13 protein-coding genes and 2 pseudogenes are annotated in these 20,766 nt (G+C 50.6%); 6 read left to right on the top strand and 9 right to left on the bottom strand.

Features of this window, described 5'->3' with window-relative positions; all coding sequences use genetic code 11:
* The 3 genes from EV202_RS12980 to EV202_RS12970 form a co-directional block, all read right to left on the bottom strand.
* On the bottom strand, positions 1–236 hold a 236-nt coding region (locus EV202_RS12980; protein ID WP_207903448.1), incomplete at its 3' end, for a hypothetical protein.
* Positions 237–365: 129 nt separating this feature from the next.
* Complete coding sequence (gene nifJ, locus EV202_RS12975) at positions 366–3,926, bottom strand: pyruvate:ferredoxin (flavodoxin) oxidoreductase (protein ID WP_131927355.1); 3,561 nt, start codon at positions 3,924–3,926, stop codon at positions 366–368.
* A gap of 30 nt (positions 3,927–3,956) precedes the next feature.
* A complete protein-coding gene (locus EV202_RS12970; RefSeq protein WP_131927354.1) occupies positions 3,957–5,135 on the bottom strand; it encodes an ATP-binding protein in 1,179 nt (392 codons plus the stop codon).
* A 128-nt stretch (positions 5,136–5,263) separates the two neighbouring features.
* Between EV202_RS12970 and EV202_RS12965 the strand changes: the two genes are divergently transcribed.
* The gene (locus tag EV202_RS12965; RefSeq protein WP_131927353.1) at positions 5,264–6,442 is read left to right on the top strand and encodes a hypothetical protein; all 1,179 of its coding nucleotides are present in this window, start codon (positions 5,264–5,266) and stop codon (positions 6,440–6,442) included.
* Between the two features lie 7 nt (positions 6,443–6,449).
* Here the strand turns inward: EV202_RS12965 and EV202_RS12960 are convergent.
* Both EV202_RS12960 and EV202_RS12955 read right to left on the bottom strand, forming a co-directional pair.
* Positions 6,450–7,614: pseudogene (locus EV202_RS12960) on the bottom strand (acyltransferase family protein).
* Positions 7,615–7,866: 252 nt separating this feature from the next.
* Positions 7,867–9,318, bottom strand: a complete 1,452-nt coding sequence (locus tag EV202_RS12955) for a glycoside hydrolase family 10 protein (RefSeq protein WP_131927352.1) — start codon at positions 9,316–9,318, stop codon at positions 7,867–7,869.
* Positions 9,319–9,423: 105 nt separating this feature from the next.
* Here EV202_RS12955 and EV202_RS12950 point away from each other — a divergent pair, with 105 nt between their 5' ends.
* Genes EV202_RS12950 through EV202_RS12940 form a run of 3 tightly spaced genes read left to right on the top strand, consistent with a single transcriptional unit; the run spans position 9,424 to position 11,586 of the window.
* Positions 9,424–10,854, top strand: coding sequence for a carbon starvation CstA family protein (locus EV202_RS12950; RefSeq protein ID WP_131927351.1), 1,431 nt, complete (start codon positions 9,424–9,426; stop codon positions 10,852–10,854).
* Positions 10,854–11,072, top strand: a complete 219-nt coding sequence (locus EV202_RS12945) for a hypothetical protein (protein WP_106070066.1) — start codon at positions 10,854–10,856, stop codon at positions 11,070–11,072. The genes EV202_RS12950 and EV202_RS12945 overlap by 1 nt, the downstream gene beginning before the upstream one ends.
* A gap of 25 nt (positions 11,073–11,097) precedes the next feature.
* A complete protein-coding gene (locus EV202_RS12940; RefSeq protein WP_106070591.1) occupies positions 11,098–11,586 on the top strand; it encodes a hypothetical protein in 489 nt (162 codons plus the stop codon).
* 144 nt (positions 11,587–11,730) lie between these two features.
* Here the strand turns inward: EV202_RS12940 and uvrA are convergent, their stop codons facing one another.
* Positions 11,731–14,526, bottom strand: coding sequence for an excinuclease ABC subunit UvrA (gene uvrA, locus EV202_RS12935; RefSeq protein WP_131927350.1), 2,796 nt, complete (start codon positions 14,524–14,526; stop codon positions 11,731–11,733).
* Between the two features lie 377 nt (positions 14,527–14,903).
* Between uvrA and EV202_RS12930 the strand changes: the two genes are divergently transcribed.
* Both EV202_RS12930 and EV202_RS12925 read left to right on the top strand, forming a co-directional pair.
* On the top strand, positions 14,904–15,728 hold the full coding sequence (locus tag EV202_RS12930) for a Lin1244/Lin1753 domain-containing protein (protein ID WP_106070064.1): 825 nt from the start codon (positions 14,904–14,906) through the stop codon (positions 15,726–15,728).
* 429 nt (positions 15,729–16,157) lie between these two features.
* The gene (locus EV202_RS12925) at positions 16,158–17,669 is read left to right on the top strand and encodes a glycoside hydrolase family 10 protein (protein WP_131927349.1); all 1,512 of its coding nucleotides are present in this window, start codon (positions 16,158–16,160) and stop codon (positions 17,667–17,669) included.
* 12 nt (positions 17,670–17,681) lie between these two features.
* Here the strand turns inward: EV202_RS12925 and EV202_RS12920 are convergent, their stop codons facing one another.
* From EV202_RS12920 to EV202_RS12910, 3 genes and pseudogenes are all read right to left on the bottom strand, one after another.
* Positions 17,682–18,230, bottom strand: coding sequence for a chromate transporter (locus tag EV202_RS12920; RefSeq protein WP_131927348.1), 549 nt, complete (start codon positions 18,228–18,230; stop codon positions 17,682–17,684).
* A gap of 30 nt (positions 18,231–18,260) precedes the next feature.
* The gene (locus EV202_RS12915) at positions 18,261–18,803 is read right to left on the bottom strand and encodes a chromate transporter (RefSeq protein ID WP_131927347.1); all 543 of its coding nucleotides are present in this window, start codon (positions 18,801–18,803) and stop codon (positions 18,261–18,263) included.
* A pseudogene (locus EV202_RS12910) lies at positions 18,800–20,512 on the bottom strand (hybrid sensor histidine kinase/response regulator transcription factor); the annotation flags it as partial. The gene EV202_RS12915 and the pseudogene EV202_RS12910, both read right to left, overlap by 4 nt.
* Positions 20,513–20,766: the final 254 nt, after the last annotated feature.

The raw sequence follows: 20,766 nt of genomic DNA, 5'->3' as shown, positions 1-20,766 counted from the left end.
CGGGCCGCCACCCGGACGAAACTTGAAAGCGTGGGAGAGGCGGTACGCGCTTTCCGCACTTTCCCCGCATCCTTTCCTTCCTTCGCTTCTTTCTCTTGCCGCTCTTTCACCGCATCCGCTTTCTCCTCCTGCAGCTCTTTCTCCGCTTTCTCTTCTTTTCCCTTTTCCCTTTTGCCGGCGGAACAGGTTCTTTGAAGCCCGTCCGCACTCCTGAAATAAGATAGAATACTGAACATCTCTTGATTGATTTAATTGGTTGATCAGAGGGCAAAAGTAGGGATTATGGAGGAAGAAAAGAAGTTGGGCGGGAAGCACTCGTCATGCCATCCCGCCCAACCGGTCTTATCTTATCTCGATAATCAAACTTATTCGGCCACTTCGGCGCCCCAGTTCTCTTTAGACAGACGCTTGTAGCTGTTGTAACGCCACCTTGCATTGTCTTCGGCAGCCTGGAACAACTGTTCTGCTTCTTGCGGATATTGTTTCATCACCGAAGCATAGCGCACTTCGCCTTTCAGGAAGTCTTTGAAGCCTGTCCAGTCGGGCTCTTTGCTGTCCAGCGTGAAAGGATTCTTGCCTTCGGCTTCCAAAGACGGGTTGTAGCGCCACAGATGCCAGTAACCGCACTTCACGGCTAATTCTTCTTCGGCCTGACTCTTACCCATGCCTGCCTTCAGACCGTGGTTGATACACGGAGCGTATGCGATGATGAGCGACGGGCCGGGATATGCTTCTGCCTCGCGGATAGCCTTCAAAGTCTGAGCTTGGTCGGCTCCCATAGCTACCTGCGCAACGTAAACGTAGCCGTAAGTAGTGGCCATCAAGCCGAGGTCTTTCTTGCGTACGCGTTTGCCGGAAGCTGCAAACTTGGCGATAGCGCCTACCGGAGTAGCTTTGGAAGACTGGCCACCCGTATTGGAGTAAACTTCAGTATCCAGAACCAGAATGTTGACATCCTTGCCCGAAGCGATAACATGGTCGAGACCGCCGTAACCGATGTCGTATGAAGCACCGTCGCCACCGATAATCCACTGGCTGCGCTTTACGAGGTATTGCGTCAATCCTTTCAGTTCCTTGCATACGGGACAACCTGCGGCAATACCGCCATCGATTACTTGTTCGAGCTGCGGAGCCAGTTCCTTGGTCTTATCGGCATCGAACATATTGTCGATCCATGCTTGCATCAATTCTTTAGCATTGGTAGGTGTGTGCTCGTTTTCGATGGCTTGATTGAACAGCTTCACGATACGTGCACGCATCTTCTCGTTGGCAAGCTCCATACCCAGACCGAACTCGCAGAAGTCTTCGAACAAAGAGTTAGCCCATGCAGGACCGTGTCCTTGTTCGTTCTTCGTATAAGGAGTAGAAGGCACTGAGCCGGAGTAGATGGAAGAACATCCGGTAGCGTTGGCCACCATTTCGCGGTCGCCGAACAACTGGGTGATCAGTTTGACGTACGGAGTCTCACCGCAACCGGCACAAGCACCGGAGAACTCGAACAACGGAGTGGCAAACTGCGAGTTCTTCACGTTGGCCTTGATGTCGACAAGGTGTTGCTTGCTCTTCACGTTTTCGGCGCAGTAAGTCCAGTTGTCTGCTTCTGACAATTGACTTTCAAGATGCTTCATTGTCAGAGCTTTGCCACCCTTCTTCGGGTTGCCCGGACAAACATCGGCACAGTTGCCGCAACCCAGACAGTCGAGCACATCGACCTGAATGCGGAACGTCATGCCGTCGAATACCTTTCCTACGGCCTTCAGTTGAGTGAAGTTTGCACCCTTCTGCTCTTCCTCGTCGAGCACGAACGGACGGATAGAAGCATGAGGACAAACGTATGCACACTTGTTACACTGGATACAGTTTTCCGGATTCCATTCGGGAACGAAAGCTGCTACACCGCGTTTCTCGAATTTGGCGGTTCCTTGATACCAAGTACCATCTTCGATGCCTTTGAATGCAGATACCGGCAACAGGTCGCCGTCTTGCGCGTTGATGGGGCGAACCACTTCGTTGATGAATGCCGGGTCGTTATTCTCCACTTTAGCGTCGTCAGGCAGGTTGGCCCAAGCCGGGTCGACGGCCAGTTGCTTGTACTCGCCGCCGCGGTCAACGGCTGCATAGTTCTTGTTCACCACGTCTTCACCTTTCTTGCCGTAAGACTTCACGATGAACTTTTTCATTTGTTCAACGGCCAAGTCGACAGGGATTACACCCGTGATGCGGAAGAATGCGGACTGGAGGATGGTATTGGTGCGGTTGCCCAAACCGATTTCCTGTGCAATTTGCGTAGCGTTGATATAGTAAACGGTGATATTGTTCTGGGCAAAATACTTCTTCACCTTATTTGAAAGATTCTTTGCCAGCTCTTCGCCTTCCCAGATGGTATTCAGCAGGAATGAGCCGTTCTTGCGCAAGCCGCGTGTCACGTCATACATGTGCAGGTAGGCCTGAACATGGCAAGCAACGAAGTTCGGCGTATTTACCAAATAGGTAGAACGGATCGGAGTATCGCCGAAGCGCAGGTGAGAGCAAGTGAAACCGCCCGATTTCTTAGAGTCGTATGAGAAGTAAGCCTGACAGTGTTTGTCGGTGTTGTCGCCGATAATCTTCACGGAGTTCTTGTTGGCACCTACCGTACCGTCAGCACCCAAACCGTAGAATTTGGCTTCGAACATGCCTTCGCCACCCAATGCGATTTCTTCTTCCTGAGGCAGAGAAGTGAATGTCACGTCGTCTACGATGCCGATAGTGAAGTGGTTCTTCGGCATCGGCATGGCCAGATTCTTGTAAACGGCGATGATTTGGGCGGGAGTGGTGTCCTTAGACCCCAGACCGTAGCGGCCGCCTACGATGACCGGCGCATTCTCCATGCCATAGAAGCAGTCTTTTACGTCGAGGTACAACGGTTCGCCATTGGCGCCCGGTTCTTTGGTACGATCCAGTACGGCAATCTTCTTGGCTGTTTTGGGAACCGCTGCAAGGAAGTGCTTGGCCGAGAACGGACGATACAGATGGACGGCAACCAGACCGACCTTCTCGCCATTGGCCCTGAGGTGGTCGATGGCTTCGCGTGCGGCTTCCGTTACAGAGCCCATAGCGATGATGACGCGTTCTGCATCTTCTGCACCGTAATAATCGAACAGACCGTATTTGCGGCCGGTAATCTTGGAAATCTCGTTCATGTATTCTTCTACGATTGCAGGAACTGCTGTGTAGTAGTTGTTGCAAGATTCGCGGTGCTGGAAGAAGTGGTCGGGATTTTCCGCCATACCACGGGCTACCGGATTCATCGGGTTCAATGCACGTGCGCGGAATTCGGCCAAAGCTTCTTGGTCGATGAGCGGAGCGAGGTCTTCGTTCTCCAGCATCTCGATTTTCTGGATTTCGTGTGAAGTGCGGAAACCGTCGAAGAAGTTAACGAACGGCACGCGGCTCTTCAAAGTGGAGAGGTGGGCCACACCGGCCAAGTCCATTACTTCCTGTACGGAACCTTCTGCCAACATTGCGAAGCCGGTCTGACGGGCAGACATGACGTCTTGGTGGTCGCCGAAGATACACAGCGCATGGCTTGCCAAAGTACGTGCCGATACGTGGAATACGCAAGGCAGGAATTCACCGGCTATCTTGTACATATTCGGGATCATCAACAACAAACCCTGAGAAGCGGTGTACGTGGTGGTGAGCGCACCGGCCTGCAAAGAACCGTGAACGGCACCTGCCGCACCGCCTTCCGACTGCATTTCCTGCACCAATACAGTTTCGCCGAAGATGTTCTTACGACCTGCGGCAGCCCATTCGTCTACATATTCAGCCATCGTAGAAGAGGGAGTGATGGGGTAGATGGCAGCTACTTCGGAAAACATATACGAGATATGCGCAGCAGCCTGATTACCATCACAAGTAATGAATTTCTTTTGTTTAGTCATAACTAATTATTTATTAAGTGAAAAAATCTATTAATATAAGAAGCCGAACAGCCAGAGGGGTATTTGGTTGCCCCGGCCTATTTCAGCTTTATGCAGTACGTACGTTATGCCCGGATTGTTTTTTATTTTCATTCCTTCCAGACAAATCTTAAAGGGCATCACTTCATCTACCATGAATGACATATTCTTGTCTCCTTTGTTTACCTTGTGGTCTTTCCACATTGCGTTTGCAAAGAATGTATCCAGTACGTCTTGTTCTTCTACCTTGACGGGGTAGATGGAATACATCAGATTTGAATTGTGCATCATTATCTTAGAAGGCTTCTTGGGGAATTCTTCTCCTTTGGGATACAGCATATTGATGAGACGTGCATCTGCCAGGTATTTGATGTAGTTCATCACTGTGGCACGTGAGGTCTGTATGTCGTTTGCCAGTTGGCTGACATTCGGCGCTTTCGGCCCTTCCACCGCCAGCAAGTATAGCAGTTTCTTTATCTTTGAAAGATATTTCAGCTCTATTTGTTTAATCAGCAAGATATCTACCTCCACCATCATGTTCATGGTTTTAAGCAGATTCTCCGAGAAGTTTCGTTTTTCGAGAAAGAAAGGGTAGAACCCGTGGTGCATATAGTCCTGAAGATAGTCCAGCGGGTGTACTTTGGAAAGAATGCCTTTGGCTATCTGTTCATGGTTACTCAGAATCTCTTCCAAAGTATAAGCCCGGAATTTCATGCCTGTTTGCAGGTTCAAGTACTCCCGGAATGAAAATCCGCGGAGGTTGTAGCTTTTGACAATATCGCGCAACTCCAGGTTTTCTTCTTTCAGCCGCATCACGGACGAGCCGGTGAATACAATCTTCAGATTAGGGAAGCGGTCATAGCACATGCGCAGTTCCTGACTCCAGTCGGGATACTTGAATACTTGGTCTATCAGCAGCACTTTTCCTCCACGACGCTGAAACTCGGCGGCAAATTCTACAATACTGTGTCCGGAGAAGTAGAAGTTGTTCATGTTGATGAAGAGGCAGGAACGGTCCGTGCCGAACTTTTCTTTGGCATACTGGAGGAGGAATGTGGTTTTACCTACCCCTCTTGTCCCCTTGATGCCGATAAGGCGGTCGTTCCAGTCAATCTCGTCCATGAGGTCGCGGCGTACGGGAGCATTGGTGTGCTCTACAAGATAAGCGTGTGTACGGTAAAATGCTTCCATGCTTTAAATTCGGTTTATCAGGCGACAAAGATATTCCTTTTTTGTGAAATTGCAAAGTGGAGATGACAAAATATTATATAACTTTGCGTGCTCGAACAGAATGTGTATAAATACTTAACAATTGAAAGATGAAGCTCTACCTATTCAATCCGGATGCAGATATGGCCTTGGGAAACAATGAGGAGAACTACATGCCGCCTGCTGCTATCCGTCGTATGGGCGAAGACTTGGCTTTGTTGCCCCTCTGGTATGCCGAGCCGGGCAGCGCGGTATTGGCTTCTTCTGCTTACAATGCCGATTTTCTGAAACAGATGGGGGAACTGTTCCGGCTGGATGTGAAATTGCTGACTGTGCCGGAGTTACCTGACTATGCAGATGTACAAGTAATGCCTTGGGGCTGGAATCCGGCCATCCGCAAACATCTGTTGAAAGCAGGACTTCCTGAGTGTAGCTTACCCTTGCCGGAGAAACTTACCGCTTACCGTTGGCTTTCTTCTCGCGGCGAGGCGATGGAAGTAATGGGCGCTTTTCGGATTTCGGAGAAGGATGGGTTCTGCGGCGTCTCTTGTCGTTTGTCTGCTATTGCCGATTGCAGGGAGTTCGTGACAAGACACGATGCTTGTGTGCTGAAAGCTCCTTGGTCGGGTAGCGGTAAGGGATTGAATTGGTGTAAGGGCGTTTTTACCCAATCCATTGAAGGCTGGTGTGAACGTGTCATCAGAGAGCAGGGATTTGTGTCGGGAGAGCCTGCCTATCATAAAGTCGAGGATTTTGCTATGGAGTTCTGTTCCGACGGATGTGGAAAAGTCTCTTTTGTGGGTTATTCTTTGTTTTCTACGAATAAAAGCGGTGCGTATAGCGGCAATGTTCTGATGCCTTCGGAGGATATAGAAAAACGCATTGCGGGATATGTTCCTCTTCAAGTGTTGCACGATGTGCGCAACAGGCTGTGCCTCATGCTTTCGGAACGATATGGAGCAACTTACGACGGTTATTTGGGCGTGGATATGATGGTGTGTCTTATGCCGGATGGCCGCTATGCCGTTCATCCCTGTGTGGAAATCAATATGCGGATGAATATGGGGGTGGTTGCCCTCCATTTGCAAGAACATATCATGGCTCCGGAAAGTGTCGGACTACTATCCATCGACTACTGTCCTTCCAATGAGGAATTGCGCGAAAAACACGAACAAGACAGGGCGGCACATCCTGTTGTGGTAAATGACGGGAAATTGGTCTCCGGTTATCTTCCGTTAGTACCGGTAACGACGAAAAGCTGTTACCGGGCCTATGTGCTGGTCTGGTGAAGAGATATCATTTTTGCTTCTTGCCTCTGTCTGAAAAACGTTTCGCCAAATACTTGCGTACAGGTTCGTCATATAGTTTCAGGCATAGATAGGCCACCAATATGTTCCACGCATAAACACATAGTGCCACTTGCCAAGTCTGGCCGAAAGTGAACAGTCCGTTCTTTATCAACCATGCGTAGAACAAATACATGAACGGATAATGCACTATATATAGCGGATAGGATATATCTCCCAAGAACTTGCATATCCGGGTCGATTTGCTGTCTGTTGTTGTGCCCGATGCTCCTAACAGGACGAGGACGGGAAAAACGGCAATGATGCAGAATGCTTCGTAAATGCCGTTTCTGCAGACAGGTTGCATCCCTTCGATGTAAGGCATCGAGAGTAAAGCCACCAACAAGGCCGTGCATATCCAGAATGCCCCTCTCACCTTGAAGGGCTTGAAGTTTCGCGCCAAGAGCATACCCATCGAGAAGGGGAAGAGCATTCGCAATGCTCCGCCTCCGAAGTTCACGGCATCCAATGTCCAGCCTATTCCGATATTACCGTATCCGGAGACATCGGAGAGGGCGAATCCTGCCAATCCTGCTCCCGTCAGTGCCACGAGTGCAGCCAGTGCTTTGGTAGGCAGGCGGCGGATGAATAAAGCATAAAGGATATTTCCTATATACTCAAAGAACAACGACCAAGACGGACCGTTCAGTGGAAACATTTCTCCGTTTCCACGGACTTCGTGGCCTGCACCCGGCACTGCGGGAATGAGAAACATCGTACAAAGCAGCGCCAGCATCGTCATGGATGTGGCGATGTGCGTTCCGTCCCATTGCACGCTTCCTTGAATGCAGTAGGTGATAGCTCCTAACACAGCCCCCCATAATCACCATAGGATGGAGGCGTATCAGACGGCGTTTGAAGAAGTCCTTCATGGTGAAGCTCCCGCCCCATCGGTCGTCATAGGCATAGCTGATAACGAATCCGGAGAGCATGAAAAAGAAATCTACGGCCAGATAGCCGTGATTGAAATTTTCTATCATGGTGTTGCCGGCAAAAGCATAACCTTCGAATACATGATACCACATAACGATGAGGGCGGCTACGCCACGAAGGCCGTCTAACAGGTGGTAGTGCTTTTTGGTGTCGGCAAAAGCTGCCGAGGAAGTTGTTGCCATAAGGTTGCATTTAATCGGTTGACCGGTTTGGGCGGTAAAGATACGGTTAAAAAACGGAAGTCCTATGTGTCGCGGAAAAAAGATTGCCGGAGTGCTTGACAGACACTTACACCTGACGGGACAGACACAAGCCTTTGAGCCGACAGACACAAGTGTTCAAGCCGACAGACACAAGTGTTCAAGCCGACAGACACAAGCCTCTGTCAAGTCAGACACAAGTGCCTGATAAAAGGTGAAGAAATGGGGGCTCTCTTATTGCGCCGCCTGGCTCTCGTTTCCGCATCGGTCCACTGCCGTTACTGCGAAATACTTCCGGGTGGTCCAAGGGAAGATGGGGGCATAGATAAATTCCGTTCCTTGCACCCGTTGCGCCAGAATATTTTCAGGATTGTCTGTATCTACGGGATATGTGTCCGAGCCGTAGACGACATACGTCGGTGCGTTCTGCGGGTCGTTGTCTGTCGCAGGATTCCAGCGCAGAAGCAGGTAGCCTTCGGCCAATTGTTCCGTACGCAGGTTGGTGGGAGGGGTAGGAGGTACGCTGTCTATCCACGGCATGGCAGGTTGCAGTGCAGGGGCGGTATAGAAATTCTTCTCCAGAGTATCATACAGTCCTTGCGTATTGTCCATCAAGTACTTCACCCGATAATGCGCTTCGCCCTCCAGCTTTTGCGCACGTATGAAGTGCATCTGTCGTTCAATCTCGTCCAGAGTCCAGTTGCCTTCGGCGGGGTCGAGGAAATAGATGCCGAGGCCGGGAATAATATGCCGTCCGTTGCTCTGTTCTTTCCAGTCGAGAGCGAAAGGGTAGAAATGGTTGCCACGGAAATATTGCATCGGATATATTTGGTCTTGAATGCCTTCGCCCAGCCAGCCTTGCACGTCTTGGTAGACGGTGTGGTAGGCATTCCATCCGCGCGAAGAGTAACGGGAAGTGTCGCGGTATTTGCCTACGGGCGAGGTGCTGACTTTTACCCAAGGTTTCAGCGCCTTCACTTCCTTATAGATGTAGCGCACTATGTCCGTGATGTTGTCTCTGCGCCATTGCGCCAGACTGCGCCCCTTGGCGTATCTTTTGTAGTCGTATCCATCGGGAAATCGCGGAGCGTTCTCCGGATAACGAAGGTAGTCGAAGTGCACGCCGTCCACATCATAGCGCTTCACTACTTCGCGAACAAGGCTCATCAGGTATTCTTTGGTTTGCGGATGTCCGGGATTGAGGAAATACTCATTCTTATAGGGAACGCAGATGGCCGCTTTCTTTTTGGTGACCGACTCTTTGCCGAGGGAAGCCACATGCTTTTTATTTCCCAAAGGGATGCTCACCATCCAAGCATGACATTCCATGCCCCGTTTGTGGCACTCTTCTATGGCAAAGGTCAGCGGATCGTAACCGGGGTCTCCTCCTACCTTGCCTGTCAGTATGGAGTTGTAAGGCTCGATGGACGATTGATATAGCACATCGCCCCGTGTGCGGGTCTGGAACAGCACGGTGTTGAAGTTGGCAGCTTTCAGCTTGTCCAGTATCTCTACGAGTTCGTCTTGCTGTTTGCGTATTCTTTCGGGCGAGGTGGCACGCGTGCGAGGCCAATCAAGCCCGTAAACGGCAGTTATCCAAGCGGCACGTACTTCGTGCTTGGGTAGCTGGGCTGCAAGAGGCAGCATAAGCACTATATATAATAAGGTAAGGGTGCTCCGTTTCATTCTGATTCTATATTTTCGCGGCGAAGGTAAGCAAAACCCTCGATAATTTTATGCTGTTTACTTAGAAACTGTTACATTTGCATGTATTAAAAAGACGAATACATCATGATCACATTTACGCTTTGCCTGCTGGCGTTGATAACCGGCTATTTTCTGTATGGTCGCTTTGTGGAGCGTGTCTTTGCTCCCGATGACCGTAGCACACCCGCTTTGACCAAAGCCGACGGTGTGGACTACATGCCTTTGCCCACGTGGAAAATCTTTATGATACAATTCCTCAATATTGCGGGTTTGGGACCTATTTTCGGAGCTATTATGGGAGCTAAGTTCGGTACGGCGTCTTATCTGTGGATTGTTCTCGGAAGCATCTTTGCAGGTGCCGTGCACGATTATCTTGCCGGTATGCTTTCCGTGCGTCATGGAGGCGAAAGCCTGCCCGAAATCATCGGACGTTATTTGGGACTGACAGCTAAGCAGGTGATGCGTGGCTTTACGGTTGTGCTGATGATATTGGTGGGTGCGGTGTTTGTGGCAGGGCCGGCAGGCCTGCTTGCCAAGCTGACTCCTGAAAGCCTTGATACCACTTTCTGGATTATAGTTGTTTTTGCTTATTATATACTTGCCACCTTGCTGCCGATAGACAAGATTATCGGCAAGATATATCCGTTGTTTGCCGTTGCCCTGCTGTTTATGGCTGTCGGTATTCTGGCGATGCTCTACGTCAACCATCCCGCTTTGCCCGAAGTCTGGGACAGATTGCAGAATACACATCCCAATGCAGACTTATTGCCCATTTTCCCCATTATGTTTGTCAGTATAGCTTGTGGGGCAATCAGCGGTTTTCATGCCACTCAAAGCCCTTTGATGGCACGTTGCATGACGAGCGAGCGTCACGGTCGCCCCGTATTCTATGGAGCAATGATAACAGAAGGAATTGTGGCTTTGATCTGGGCTGCCGCCGCCACTTACTTCTTTCATCGGAATGGAATGGAAGAGACCAATGCCGCCGTCATCGTAGATGCCATTACTAAGGATTGGTTGGGAACAGTAGGCGGCATCTTGGCTGTACTTGGCGTTATTGCCGCTCCGGTCACCAGTGGCGATACGGCTTTCCGTTCGGCTCGTCTTATTGTGGCCGATTTTCTGGGAATGGAACAAAAAAGCATACGTCATCGTTTATATATATGCGTGCCGATGTTTCTGGTGGCTATCGGGCTGTTGCTTTACAGCTTGCGCGACAAAGACGGTTTCGATATGATCTGGCGTTATTTTGCATGGGCCAATCAGACACTGTCCGTTTTTACATTGTGGGCCATTACCGTATATCTGGTGCGCGAGAAAAAAGGACATTATTATTATGTCACCTATTTTCCGGCATTATTCATGACGGCGGTATGTGCCACTTATATATGTATCTCGCCCGAAGGACTGGGCTTTGGAAACGGGATAGCGTTGCCTGTCGCTCTTTCATCGGTGGCGATTGCGGCTTTCTGGTTCAATATCTGGTACTTCAGGACGACTAAAAAACTCTGGTGATGAAGAAAATCAAGAAATCTACCGGGCTGACTTTAGCTCTGCTTGTTTATGTCACGGCAACGGCGGCTTATTTCCTGCCTCGCAATACGGAAATCAGCGAAACGGAAAAGTATGTCACAGTAATCACATCATACGTCATCGTATTGGTGTTGTGGCTGGTTCTTCGTAAAAAGGAAGAATTGCAACGGAAAAGGCGCGAAGAAAATGAAAAATCATAACTATTCACTCAAAAAACTAACTAAGATGAAAAAAATCGGATTACTTGTTTGTCTGCTTGTTGTCACAGTGGCGGCGCAGGCACAGTTTGAAAAGGGAAAATGGTTTGTAAACCCGTCCATAACCGGATTGGACTTATCGTACGACACCGGAACGGAGAGAGCTTCTTTCGGACTTGAGGCCAAGGGCGGTGCATTCCTTATAGACAATCTGGCTTTGCTGGTGCATGCCGGCGTTTCGTGGAATACGGGAGGCTCTGATGTCGACATTTATACGATGGGTGTGGGAGGTCGCTATTATCTGGATAAAGTTGGTGTTTTTCTGGGAGCTGATGTCAATGTAGACCGTTGGAACTGGGGCAAAGGCCACGACGACACTAAGTTTTCGCTCGGTTTGGAAGCCGGTTACGCGTTTTTCCTCAGCCGTACGGTGACGATTGAGCCGGCCGTTTATTGGAATATCAACGACGACCGTTCCAAGTTCGGCCTGAAGGTGGGATTCGGTTTTTATTTCTAAGTCGATAACCGCATTTTATCGGGGTTTCCGAAAAACAGAGAGTATACTTTTAAGAAAGATATTCTTCAGACATAGATGACGCGGACGGCGCAGATTTTCTTCTTATTTTAATCTGTGCCGTCCGCGTCATCTGCGTCTGGAAAATCACTTCGTCCTCTTCTGCCGGTCTTCTTGCAGTTTCTCTTGCAGAAACTGTCCGGTGTAGCTTGCCGCACATCGGGCCACCTCTTCCGGTGTGCCCTCTGCCACTATGTTACCGCCCTTATCTCCTCCTTCCGGGCCGAGGTCTATCACATAATCGGCACACTTCACCACGTCGAGGTTGTGCTCTATGATTACGATGGAGTGTCCGCGACGTATCAGTGCGTCGAATGCTTCGAGCAGTTTCTTGATGTCGTGGAAGTGCAGGCCGGTGGTAGGCTCGTCAAAGATAAACAGGGTGGGGTCGGCTTTCTCCTGACTGAGGTAATAGGCCAGCTTCACACGCTGGTTCTCGCCGCCCGAAAGCGTGGATGACGATTGTCCCAATTTGATATATCCCAAACCCACATCTTGAAGAGGCTGAAGCTTCTTTACGATTTTCTTCTGCCCGTACTTTGTGAAGAATTCGATGGCTTGGTTGATGGTCATGTTCAGCACGTCGTAGATGTTGACGTCATGAAATTTCACTTCCAGCGTGTCGGCTTTGAAGCGTTTACCGTGGCACGATTCGCATTCCAGCACAAGGTCGGCCATGAATTGCATCTCCACCGTGATAGTTCCTTCGCCCTTGCATTCCTCGCAGCGTCCTCCTTCGCTGTTGAAGCTGAAATGTCCGGCACTGTAACCCATTTGTTTGGCGAGCGGCTGCTCCGCCCACAATTTGCGGATTTCGTCGTAGGCCTTGATGTATGTCACCGGGTTGCTTCGCGATGATTTCCCGATGGGATTCTGGTCGACAAACTCCACGTTGCTCAGGTTCCGGAGGTCGCCACCGATGGAAATAAATTCCCCCGGACGTTCGTTGCATTCGTCCAGTTCGCGCTTCAGGGCGCGATAGAAGATATCACGCACCAGTGTGCTCTTGCCCGAACCGCTGACGCCGGTCACCACGGTCATCACATTCAGGGGGAAACGTGCGTCCACCCCTTTCAGGTTGTTTTCGCGTGCTCCTTTTATTTCAATATAGTTGTTCCACGGGCGGCGTTGTGCGGGTGTCGGTATGGTTTCCTCGCCCAGCAGGTAACGCACGGTGTAGCTGTTGCTTCCTTTTTTAAGGTCTTTCATGTCGCCCTGATAGACCACTTCGCCTCCCAGACGTCCTGCTTTGGGACCGATGTCGATGATGTAATCCGCCGCACGGATGATTTCTTCGTCATGTTCCACTACGACGACCGTATTGCCTAACTGTTGCAATTGGCGCAACACGCCGATCAGCTTGTCGGTGTCGCGGCTGTGCAGGCCGATGCTCGGCTCGTCGAGGATATAAAGGCTGCCCACCAGACTGCTGCCCAGTGAAGTGGCAAGGTTGATGCGCTGGCTTTCGCCTCCGGAAAGCGAATTGCTCAGGCGGTTTAGCGTGAGATAGCCCAGACCTACGTCGAGCAGGAAGCGGATACGGTTGTTTATCTCCGTCAGCAGGCGGCGTGCCACGTCGGCATCGTGCGGTTCAAGTTTCAGCTTGTCGAAAAAGAACTTCAGCTCCGTGATGGGCAAATCCACTAATTCCGAGATGCTGCGTCCGCCCACCCGCACGTAGTTGGCTTCGGGTTTCAGGCGGGTGCCGTGGCACTTGGGACAAATTGTCTTGCCACGATATCGTGCCAGCATTACCCGATATTGTATCTTATATTGGTTCTCCTGCACCATCTTGAAGAAAGCGTTGATTCCTTCGAAGTAGGGCGTACCCTCCCAAAGCATCCGGCGCTGTTCGTCGGTCAGCTCGTAGTAGGGACTGAAGATGGGGAAACCGGCTTTCTCGGCTCCGCGTATCACCATATCCCGCCATTCGCCCATCACCTCGCCTCGCCAGCACACCACAGCCCCGTCGTAGACGGATAGGGCGCGGTTGGGTATTACCAGATGTTCGTCTATGCCTACTACCTTGCCGAATCCTTCGCATACCGGGCAGGCGCCTACGGGCGAGTTGAAGGAGAACATCTGGTCGTTCGGCTCTTCAAAGGTGATGCCGTCGGCTTCGAACTTGGTGCTGAAGCGATAGAGGCAGGTTGTGCCGTCGGGCTGGTAAAATCGCAGCAGGCAGGCGCCGTCTCCTTCGTACATGGCTGTCTCGGCCGAGTCGGTCAGACGGCTCACGGCATCTTTTTCGGCAGAAACAGTCATACGGTCTATCAGCAGAAACACGGTGTCACCGGTTTTCGGCTTGTATTCGTCTATGCGCACCATTTCGCCATTCACTTCCAGCCGGGTGAAGCCCTGCTTCATGTCCACCTCCAATTGTTGCTGCATATTGCGGTCTTCGCGCAGCACCACGGGGGCAAGCACGGTGTATCTCGTACCTTCGGGATGCTCCTTCATACATCGCACGATGTCTTCGGTGGAATGTTTCTTCACTTCCTGTCCGCTGACGGGGCTGAATGTTTTTCCTATCCGTGCGTAGAGCAACCGCAGGTATTCGTATATTTCGGTCGAAGTGCCTACAGTGGAGCGGGGATTGCGGCTGCTGACTTTTTGCTCGATGGCGATGGCGGGCGGTATGCCTTTGATGAAGTCGCATTCGGGCTTGCTCATGCGTCCCAGAAACTGACGGGCGTAGCTGCTCAGGCTCTCTACGTAGCGGCGTTGCCCTTCGGCATACAGTGTGTCGAAAGCGAGTGATGATTTGCCCGATCCGGACAATCCGGTGATGACGACCAACCGGTTGCGCGGGATTTCCACGTCTATATTCTTCAGGTTATTGACACGCGCCCCTTTTATAGAAATTGATGTACCTTCTGCCATATACAAGTCACTTTGGTGATTTTCGAACTGCAAAGATAATGCAAACCACGGGCAGAATAAAACGAACTTGTTCTTTTTTTAGGAATACCCCCTCGAAAGTAAAAGCTATGGCTATTCGATTGTAGCCGTTTTTGCGTCGTTTCTTATCCCGAACTCGCGTATCAATCAGGATACGGAATGATTGATTATAATCATTCAAGAAAAAAGCACATTTCCCGCTAATTTTATGAAATGCCGGGTTCGCGGCGTTTTACCCCTCCCAGAATATATTGTAGAGGCGATAAATTGCCGCGAATCCGGTGTTTGGTGCATTTGCATTTTGCGTTTTCAAGCATTATCTTTGTAGTTGTAAGTCAAACACAATATATAACGCAATTATGGAAGGTCTTAGTTGGTTTAAACATCGCTTCAACCTGAGCCGTGACAGCAGGCTCTACAAACTCATCGACGAAGAGGGAGCAAGAGGCTACGGCAGCTATCTCTACATCATCGAACAGCTTTACAATCAGGAGTGTCCCCGTCTCTTCCTCGGACAACTGAAACTATTGCAGCAGAAAGGATTTCCGCAGGCCTATCTCGAAAAAATAGTCAGAAATTACGGCTTGTTCATCATCGAAGGAGATATGTTCTTCTCCGCCATCGATTACTTCGGCACTTCGCGGAAAAACAGGGAAGTGTCAAAGAAAAATACTGCCGGGAGGAGGGCGAAGGAAGAGGAATTGTCAACGGATGGAGAAACGGTTGATGAAGAAACGATGTCGGCTGCCGAGGAGGCATGCTTGATGACCGGAGAAACAGAATCGGTTGTCGAGGAAGTACTGCCGGTTGCCGAAGAAGTGCCGCCGATGAGCGAAGAAGCGCGGTCGGCCGTCGAAGAGAAAGGGGATTTTCAAGCGGCAGCTTCTCTTGCCGCCACTGCTGCGGGAGTACCCAAACCTTGTATGGAGACTCCGCACGGACCGGCAGGCTACTGCTTGCCAACTCCGAGCGAACTGCCTGCCGGCTCGCAGTCGGCAAGCAATTCAAAGAGTGCCCAAATTGAGCCTAATTATCAATTTATCAGCGAATTACGAGGTGTGCTATCCCTCGCGCGCGTAAGAGAAGAAAAGAAAAGAGAAGAAGAGATTAGAAAATACCTCCCCCATATATCCCCCTCGTTTAAGGTGGAGGAGGTGGAAGAACAGCCATTCGTTCCGCCTTAGGCAATATCTCCCCCGCATGTTGGCAGGCCCGACGTGACGCCACACTGCATGCACCGCAACGTGTGGGCGCAGCAAGCATGAAGTGTGGGATTGCAGACGGTGAAGTGTGAGGTTGTGGATGATAAGATGTGGGCCTACGGGTGATGACCTGCGGGCTTGCGACCGCTAAACCGCGCATGTTCTTTCTGTTTTTCCGTTTTGCAGTGTTGTCATGGCGGGGTGTTCGTCTGCATATATCGGCATGGTTAAGATTTGTTATACTTTCCGATTCGTGCTGATTTTCTTTCGATAAAAGCATTAATTTCGCCTCCTGCTCTTGTAGCGGCGGCATGTCCCGGCTTGGTGAGCGGCCTGTGAGACAGACGGCATCAGGGTGGGCACTGTTAAGAATAGACGCGTGTCTGAATATTAAAAAGTTATAACCGGAAGATGAAAATAAAATCCTTTTTATGCGTACTTCTCCTGTCACTGCTGGCCGGAGGGGTATTTGCACAAGTGCAAACAGGCCCTGTGCATCCCAAACGTGAATTTCGTGCCGCATGGATGCAGGCGGTGAACGGGCAGTTTCGCGGTGTCCCCACAGACAAGCTGAAGCAGACGCTGATAAGCCAGTTGAACTCTCTGCGAGGGGCAGGCATCAACGCCATTATCTTTCAGGTGCGTCCCGAAGGGGATGCGCTGTATGCCTCACGGCTGGAGCCGTGGAGCCGTTTCCTCACCGGGGTGCAAGGTAAGGCTCCCGAACCGTATTGGGATCCTATGCAGTTTATGATTGAGGAGTGCCACAAGCGGGGCATGGAATTTCATGCTTGGATTAATCCGTATCGCACCAAAACAACCTTAAAGAACGAGTTGGCTTCCGGCCATGTATATAATATCCACCCGGAGTGGTTCGTGACCTATGGCGACCAGCTGTATTTCGACCCGGCATTGCCCGAAAGCCGCCGGCATATCTGCATGGTGGTGAGCGATATCGTGTCTCGTTACGACGTGGATGCCATCCACATGGACGATTATTTCTATCCTTATCCCATCAAAGGACAGGATTTCCCGGATGACGCCGGCTTTGCCCGTTACGGCGGAGGCTTCGGCGATAGGGGAGACTGGCGCCGGAGCAATGTGAATATCCTGATTAAGAAACTGCACGAAACCATCCGTGAGATTAAGCCGTGGGTGAAGTTCGGTGTTTCTCCGTTCGGCATTTACCGCAACGAGAGCAACGATCCGCTGGGCAGTAAGACAAAGGGACTGCAGAACTATGACGACCTCTATGCCGACGTCTTGTTGTGGGCGCGCGAGGGTTGGATAGACTATAACATCCCGCAGATTTACTGGCAGATAGGTCATCCGGCGGCCGATTACGAAACATTGGTGAAGTGGTGGGCCAAGCATACGGAGAACCGACCTCTGTTCATCGGCCAGTCTGTAATGAACACGGTGCAGCATGCCGACCCGAACAATCCGTCGGTGAATCAGCTTCCGCGCAAGATGGCTTGGCAACGGGCTTACCAGACAATCGGAGGCAGTTGCCAGTGGCCTGCAAGTGCGGTTGTGGAGAATGCGGGCAAGTATCGCGATGCCTTGATTGCCGAATATCATAAATATCCGGCTTTACCCCCGGTGTTTGATTTCATGGATAATGAAGCTCCCGCCAAGGTGCGCAAGGTGAAGCCGGTGTGGACGGCAGACGGTTATATGCTCTTCTGGACTGCACCCAAATACAGGGAGGAGATGAACCGTGCCGTGCAATATGTGGTATATCGTTTCGAGGCAGGCAAGAAGGTGAATATTGACGACCCTTCGCACATCGTGGCCGTGACGCGCGACAACTTCTATAAGTTACCCTATGAGGGCGGGAAAACCAAGTACCGCTATGTGGTGACGGCTTTGGACCGCCTGCACAACGAGTCGAAATCCGTGGGGAAGAAAGTGAAACTGTAATCCCCGGTCGGGCTAATACAATATCAGTCCGGCTATTCCGCAAGCAATTATCATCCCTATGGGGTTCAGCTTGTATCTTCTTGTGCCCACGAATGCAACGAGGAAGAGGATGCAACTGACAATGAAGGAATAGGTATCTTCCGTAGGCGAGCCGAAGTTTTCCGTATTCATCAGCAGCAATGCGGCGGATGCCAGCAAGCCTACCACGGCAGGGCGTAGTCCGCCGAATACCGCTTCGACCGACGGATGCTTCTGATACTTCAGGAAAAACCTGCTGATGGTCAGCATCAGGATAAACGAGGGGAGCGTCACGGCAAAGGTGGCAACGATTGCCCCCCATACGCTGCCTGTGGCGGTGAACCCTACATAAGTTGCCGAATTGATGCCTATGGGACCGGGGGTCATCTGGCTGATGGCAACGATATCCGTAAATTCTTGAGGGGAGAGCCACCCGTAGCGGGTGACAACTTCGGCTTGTATCATCGAAAGCATGGCATATCCGCCTCCGAAACCGAAAAGCCCTATTTTAAAGAAGGTATAGAATAATTGCAGGAAAATCATGGTGAGTGGTGAGCGATTAGCGGTTAGTGATTAGTGGGGGGTGTTTTGCAGTCTTCCGTACAGGTAGCCTCCTACGCCTGCCGCAATGATTATCCAGACGGGCGAGAAGTTCAACTGCCAGATGAGCAGTGCCGAAACCACCGGTATCCAGATGTTGTAGCGGTTTATTTTGGCCGACTTGGCCATGCTGAATGTAGGTGCGGCTATCAAGGCCACCACTGCCGGGCGGATGCCCTTGAAGATGCGTTCCACAACGGGATTCTCCTTGAAGTTGTGGAAAAACAGTGCAATGGCCAGAATGATGAGGAACGAAGGAAGTATGGTGCCTAAAGCTGTGACGAGGCTGCCGCGTATCCCTCTCAACCGATAGCCTATGAAAATGGAAATGTTGACCGCAAGAACACCCGGTGCCGACTGTGCTATGGCGAGCAGGTCGATGAAGTCTTCTTTGGCTACCCAGTTTCGTTTGTTCACAATCTCGTTCTCTATCAAGGGCACCATGGCATATCCGCCCCCGATGGTGAAAGCTCCTATCTTGAAGAAGATGGAGAATGCTTCGATATATATGTTCATCCTTGTTGTGTGGTTTTGGCGTACTGGCTCGGACTCATATTGAAGTGCTTCTTGAATACTTCGCGGAAGTATTTAGCGTCGCTGAACCCTGTTTTCTCCGATATTTCTGTAATGCTGTATCGTTGCTCTTTCAGGAGCTGGGCGGCATGGTTCAACCGAATCAACCGGATGTAGTCGGCCGGAGCTTGGTCCGTCAGGGCTTTTATCTTATTGTAAAAGCTGGTTCTGCTCATGTTCATCAGGTTGCAAAGCGCGTCTACGTTGAAGTTGGGTTGCTCCATATTCGCTTCCACTTCTTTCTTCACGGTGGCAACGAATCTCCAGTCCAAGTCTGTGGAACAATTGATGCAATCTGTGCCGTTCTTGTCCTCGTTCAGTTCAAGGTTGGCAAACTTCTGGCGCAGCAGTTTGCGGTTGGCCAGCAGGTTGGCTATGCTTGCACGTAATATGCCTATGTTGAAAGGCTTCACGAGGTATTCGTCTGCTCCGCTTTGCAGGCCCTCAATGATGTTTCTGTCCGTATTCAGGGCCGTGAGCAGAATGAAGGGAATGTGAGAGGTGTTGATGTCATTCTTCAGGGCATGGCACAACTCGTCTCCTTTCAGTCCGGGTATCATGATGTCTGAAATAATCAAGTCGGGCAGATATTCCCCGGCAAACGTAAGAGCCTCTTTCCCGTTGGAGCATACGCGTGTGTCATACTGTTCGGACAAGCTGCCGCGCAGGTACTCCCTCAGTTCACTGTTGTCTTCCACAATCAGTATCTTTTGCCGGGTGCTGCCGTCGGACGGTTGGCCTTCGTTACTCTTATGTGTAAGCGACGGGGCAGGAACGTTGACCGGCACTCCGGCTGTCGAATAAACCATCTGCGTGTGTCTGGCATTGGGGCATTGCACGGCCTTGTCGAACGCTTCTTTCCTTTTTGGAAAAGTAATCTTGACGCACGTGCCGCTTCCTTCCGTACTGTTGAGTTTCAGCTTCCCTTTATGCAGCCTGACAAGTTTCCACACCAAGAGCAGCCCGATGCCGCTTCCCGTTACTTGGGAGTTGACGGCATTCCTGCCCCGGAAATGTTTCTTGAAAAGCTGTTTTTGTTCCGATGCCGGAATGCCGATACCCGTATCGGTTACTGCAATGCTCCATGTGTCGTCCGTTTCGTGGGCAGAGATGTCTACCTTTCCTCCTTCGGGGGTGTATTTCAAGGCATTCGATAACAAGTTCTTCAGGATGGCGTCCATCTTGTCTTTGTCAATCCATACGTTCTGGTAGCGGAAGTCGCTTTGGCTGGTCAGGTTGATATGCTTGACGTCGGCATGGGGGCGAAATGCGTCTACGGTTTCTGCTATATAGGTATTCAGCTCGTATTCGGATATATACAAGGAGTCGGAGTAGGTGTCTATGCGCTCAAGGTTGACGAGATTGGTGGTAAGTTGCAACAAGGCATTTACGTTTCGCAATGCAGTACCGGCATTTCTTTGTCCGTTTTCGCTCAGGTTTTCTTGCTCTGCCAGTTCTTCCAAGGGAGCTTTTATCAGTGTCAGCGGTGTGCGTATGTTGTGGGCCGCGTTGATGAAGAAACGCATTTTTTCATCGGCGGCTTTTCGCTGTTGCCGCATGAGGATGATGAGCATGATTGTACTTGCCGCCGCTATGATGACAATGGTGTAAAGCGCCAACACCCAAAGACTGATTTGAAAAGAATCTTGGATGGGGGCACTTGTGGGGTTATTGATTAGTTCGTTTTCAAGAGCACTGTGTTTGTCGATTTGTGCCGGGCACACAAGGGAAAATAGTGACGTGAAGAAAAAAAAGAACCTTTTCATGATTGTCTGGTGTTTTTGAGATTGATGCCGGTAGACAAGAGTCATAAAGCCACTACAAAAATAATGTTTTTGTTTGGAAAGAACAAACGGATGGAGAGATAACTGTTTTATGTCTTGCTCCTCATCTGTGTCAATGTCGG

The organism is Prevotella heparinolytica (assembly GCF_004342845.1).
Classification (GTDB): domain Bacteria; phylum Bacteroidota; class Bacteroidia; order Bacteroidales; family Bacteroidaceae; genus Bacteroides; species Bacteroides heparinolyticus.
This window is presented reverse-complemented; position numbering and strand designations above follow the sequence as displayed.

Bases quoted from the DNA above. Each gene is read 5' to 3' on its own strand.
- EV202_RS12915 (WP_131927347.1), bottom strand. From the start codon at position 18,803: ATGAACATATATATCGAAGCATTCTCCATCTTCTTCAAGATAGGAGCT.
- EV202_RS12970 (WP_131927354.1), bottom strand. From the start codon at position 5,135: ATGGAAGCATTTTACCGTACACACGCTTATCTTGTAGAGCACACCAAT.
- EV202_RS12920 (WP_131927348.1), bottom strand. From the start codon at position 18,230: ATGATTTTCCTGCAATTATTCTATACCTTCTTTAAAATAGGGCTTTTC.
- EV202_RS12930 (WP_106070064.1), top strand. From the start codon at position 14,904: ATGGAAGGTCTTAGTTGGTTTAAACATCGCTTCAACCTGAGCCGTGAC.
- EV202_RS12940 (WP_106070591.1), top strand. From the start codon at position 11,098: ATGAAAAAAATCGGATTACTTGTTTGTCTGCTTGTTGTCACAGTGGCG.
- nifJ (WP_131927355.1), bottom strand. From the start codon at position 3,926: ATGACTAAACAAAAGAAATTCATTACTTGTGATGGTAATCAGGCTGCT.
- EV202_RS12965 (WP_131927353.1), top strand. From the start codon at position 5,264: ATGAAGCTCTACCTATTCAATCCGGATGCAGATATGGCCTTGGGAAAC.
- uvrA (WP_131927350.1), bottom strand. From the start codon at position 14,526: ATGGCAGAAGGTACATCAATTTCTATAAAAGGGGCGCGTGTCAATAAC.
- EV202_RS12950 (WP_131927351.1), top strand. From the start codon at position 9,424: ATGATCACATTTACGCTTTGCCTGCTGGCGTTGATAACCGGCTATTTT.
- EV202_RS12955 (WP_131927352.1), bottom strand. From the start codon at position 9,318: ATGAAACGGAGCACCCTTACCTTATTATATATAGTGCTTATGCTGCCT.
- EV202_RS12945 (WP_106070066.1), top strand. From the start codon at position 10,854: ATGAAGAAAATCAAGAAATCTACCGGGCTGACTTTAGCTCTGCTTGTT.
- EV202_RS12925 (WP_131927349.1), top strand. From the start codon at position 16,158: ATGAAAATAAAATCCTTTTTATGCGTACTTCTCCTGTCACTGCTGGCC.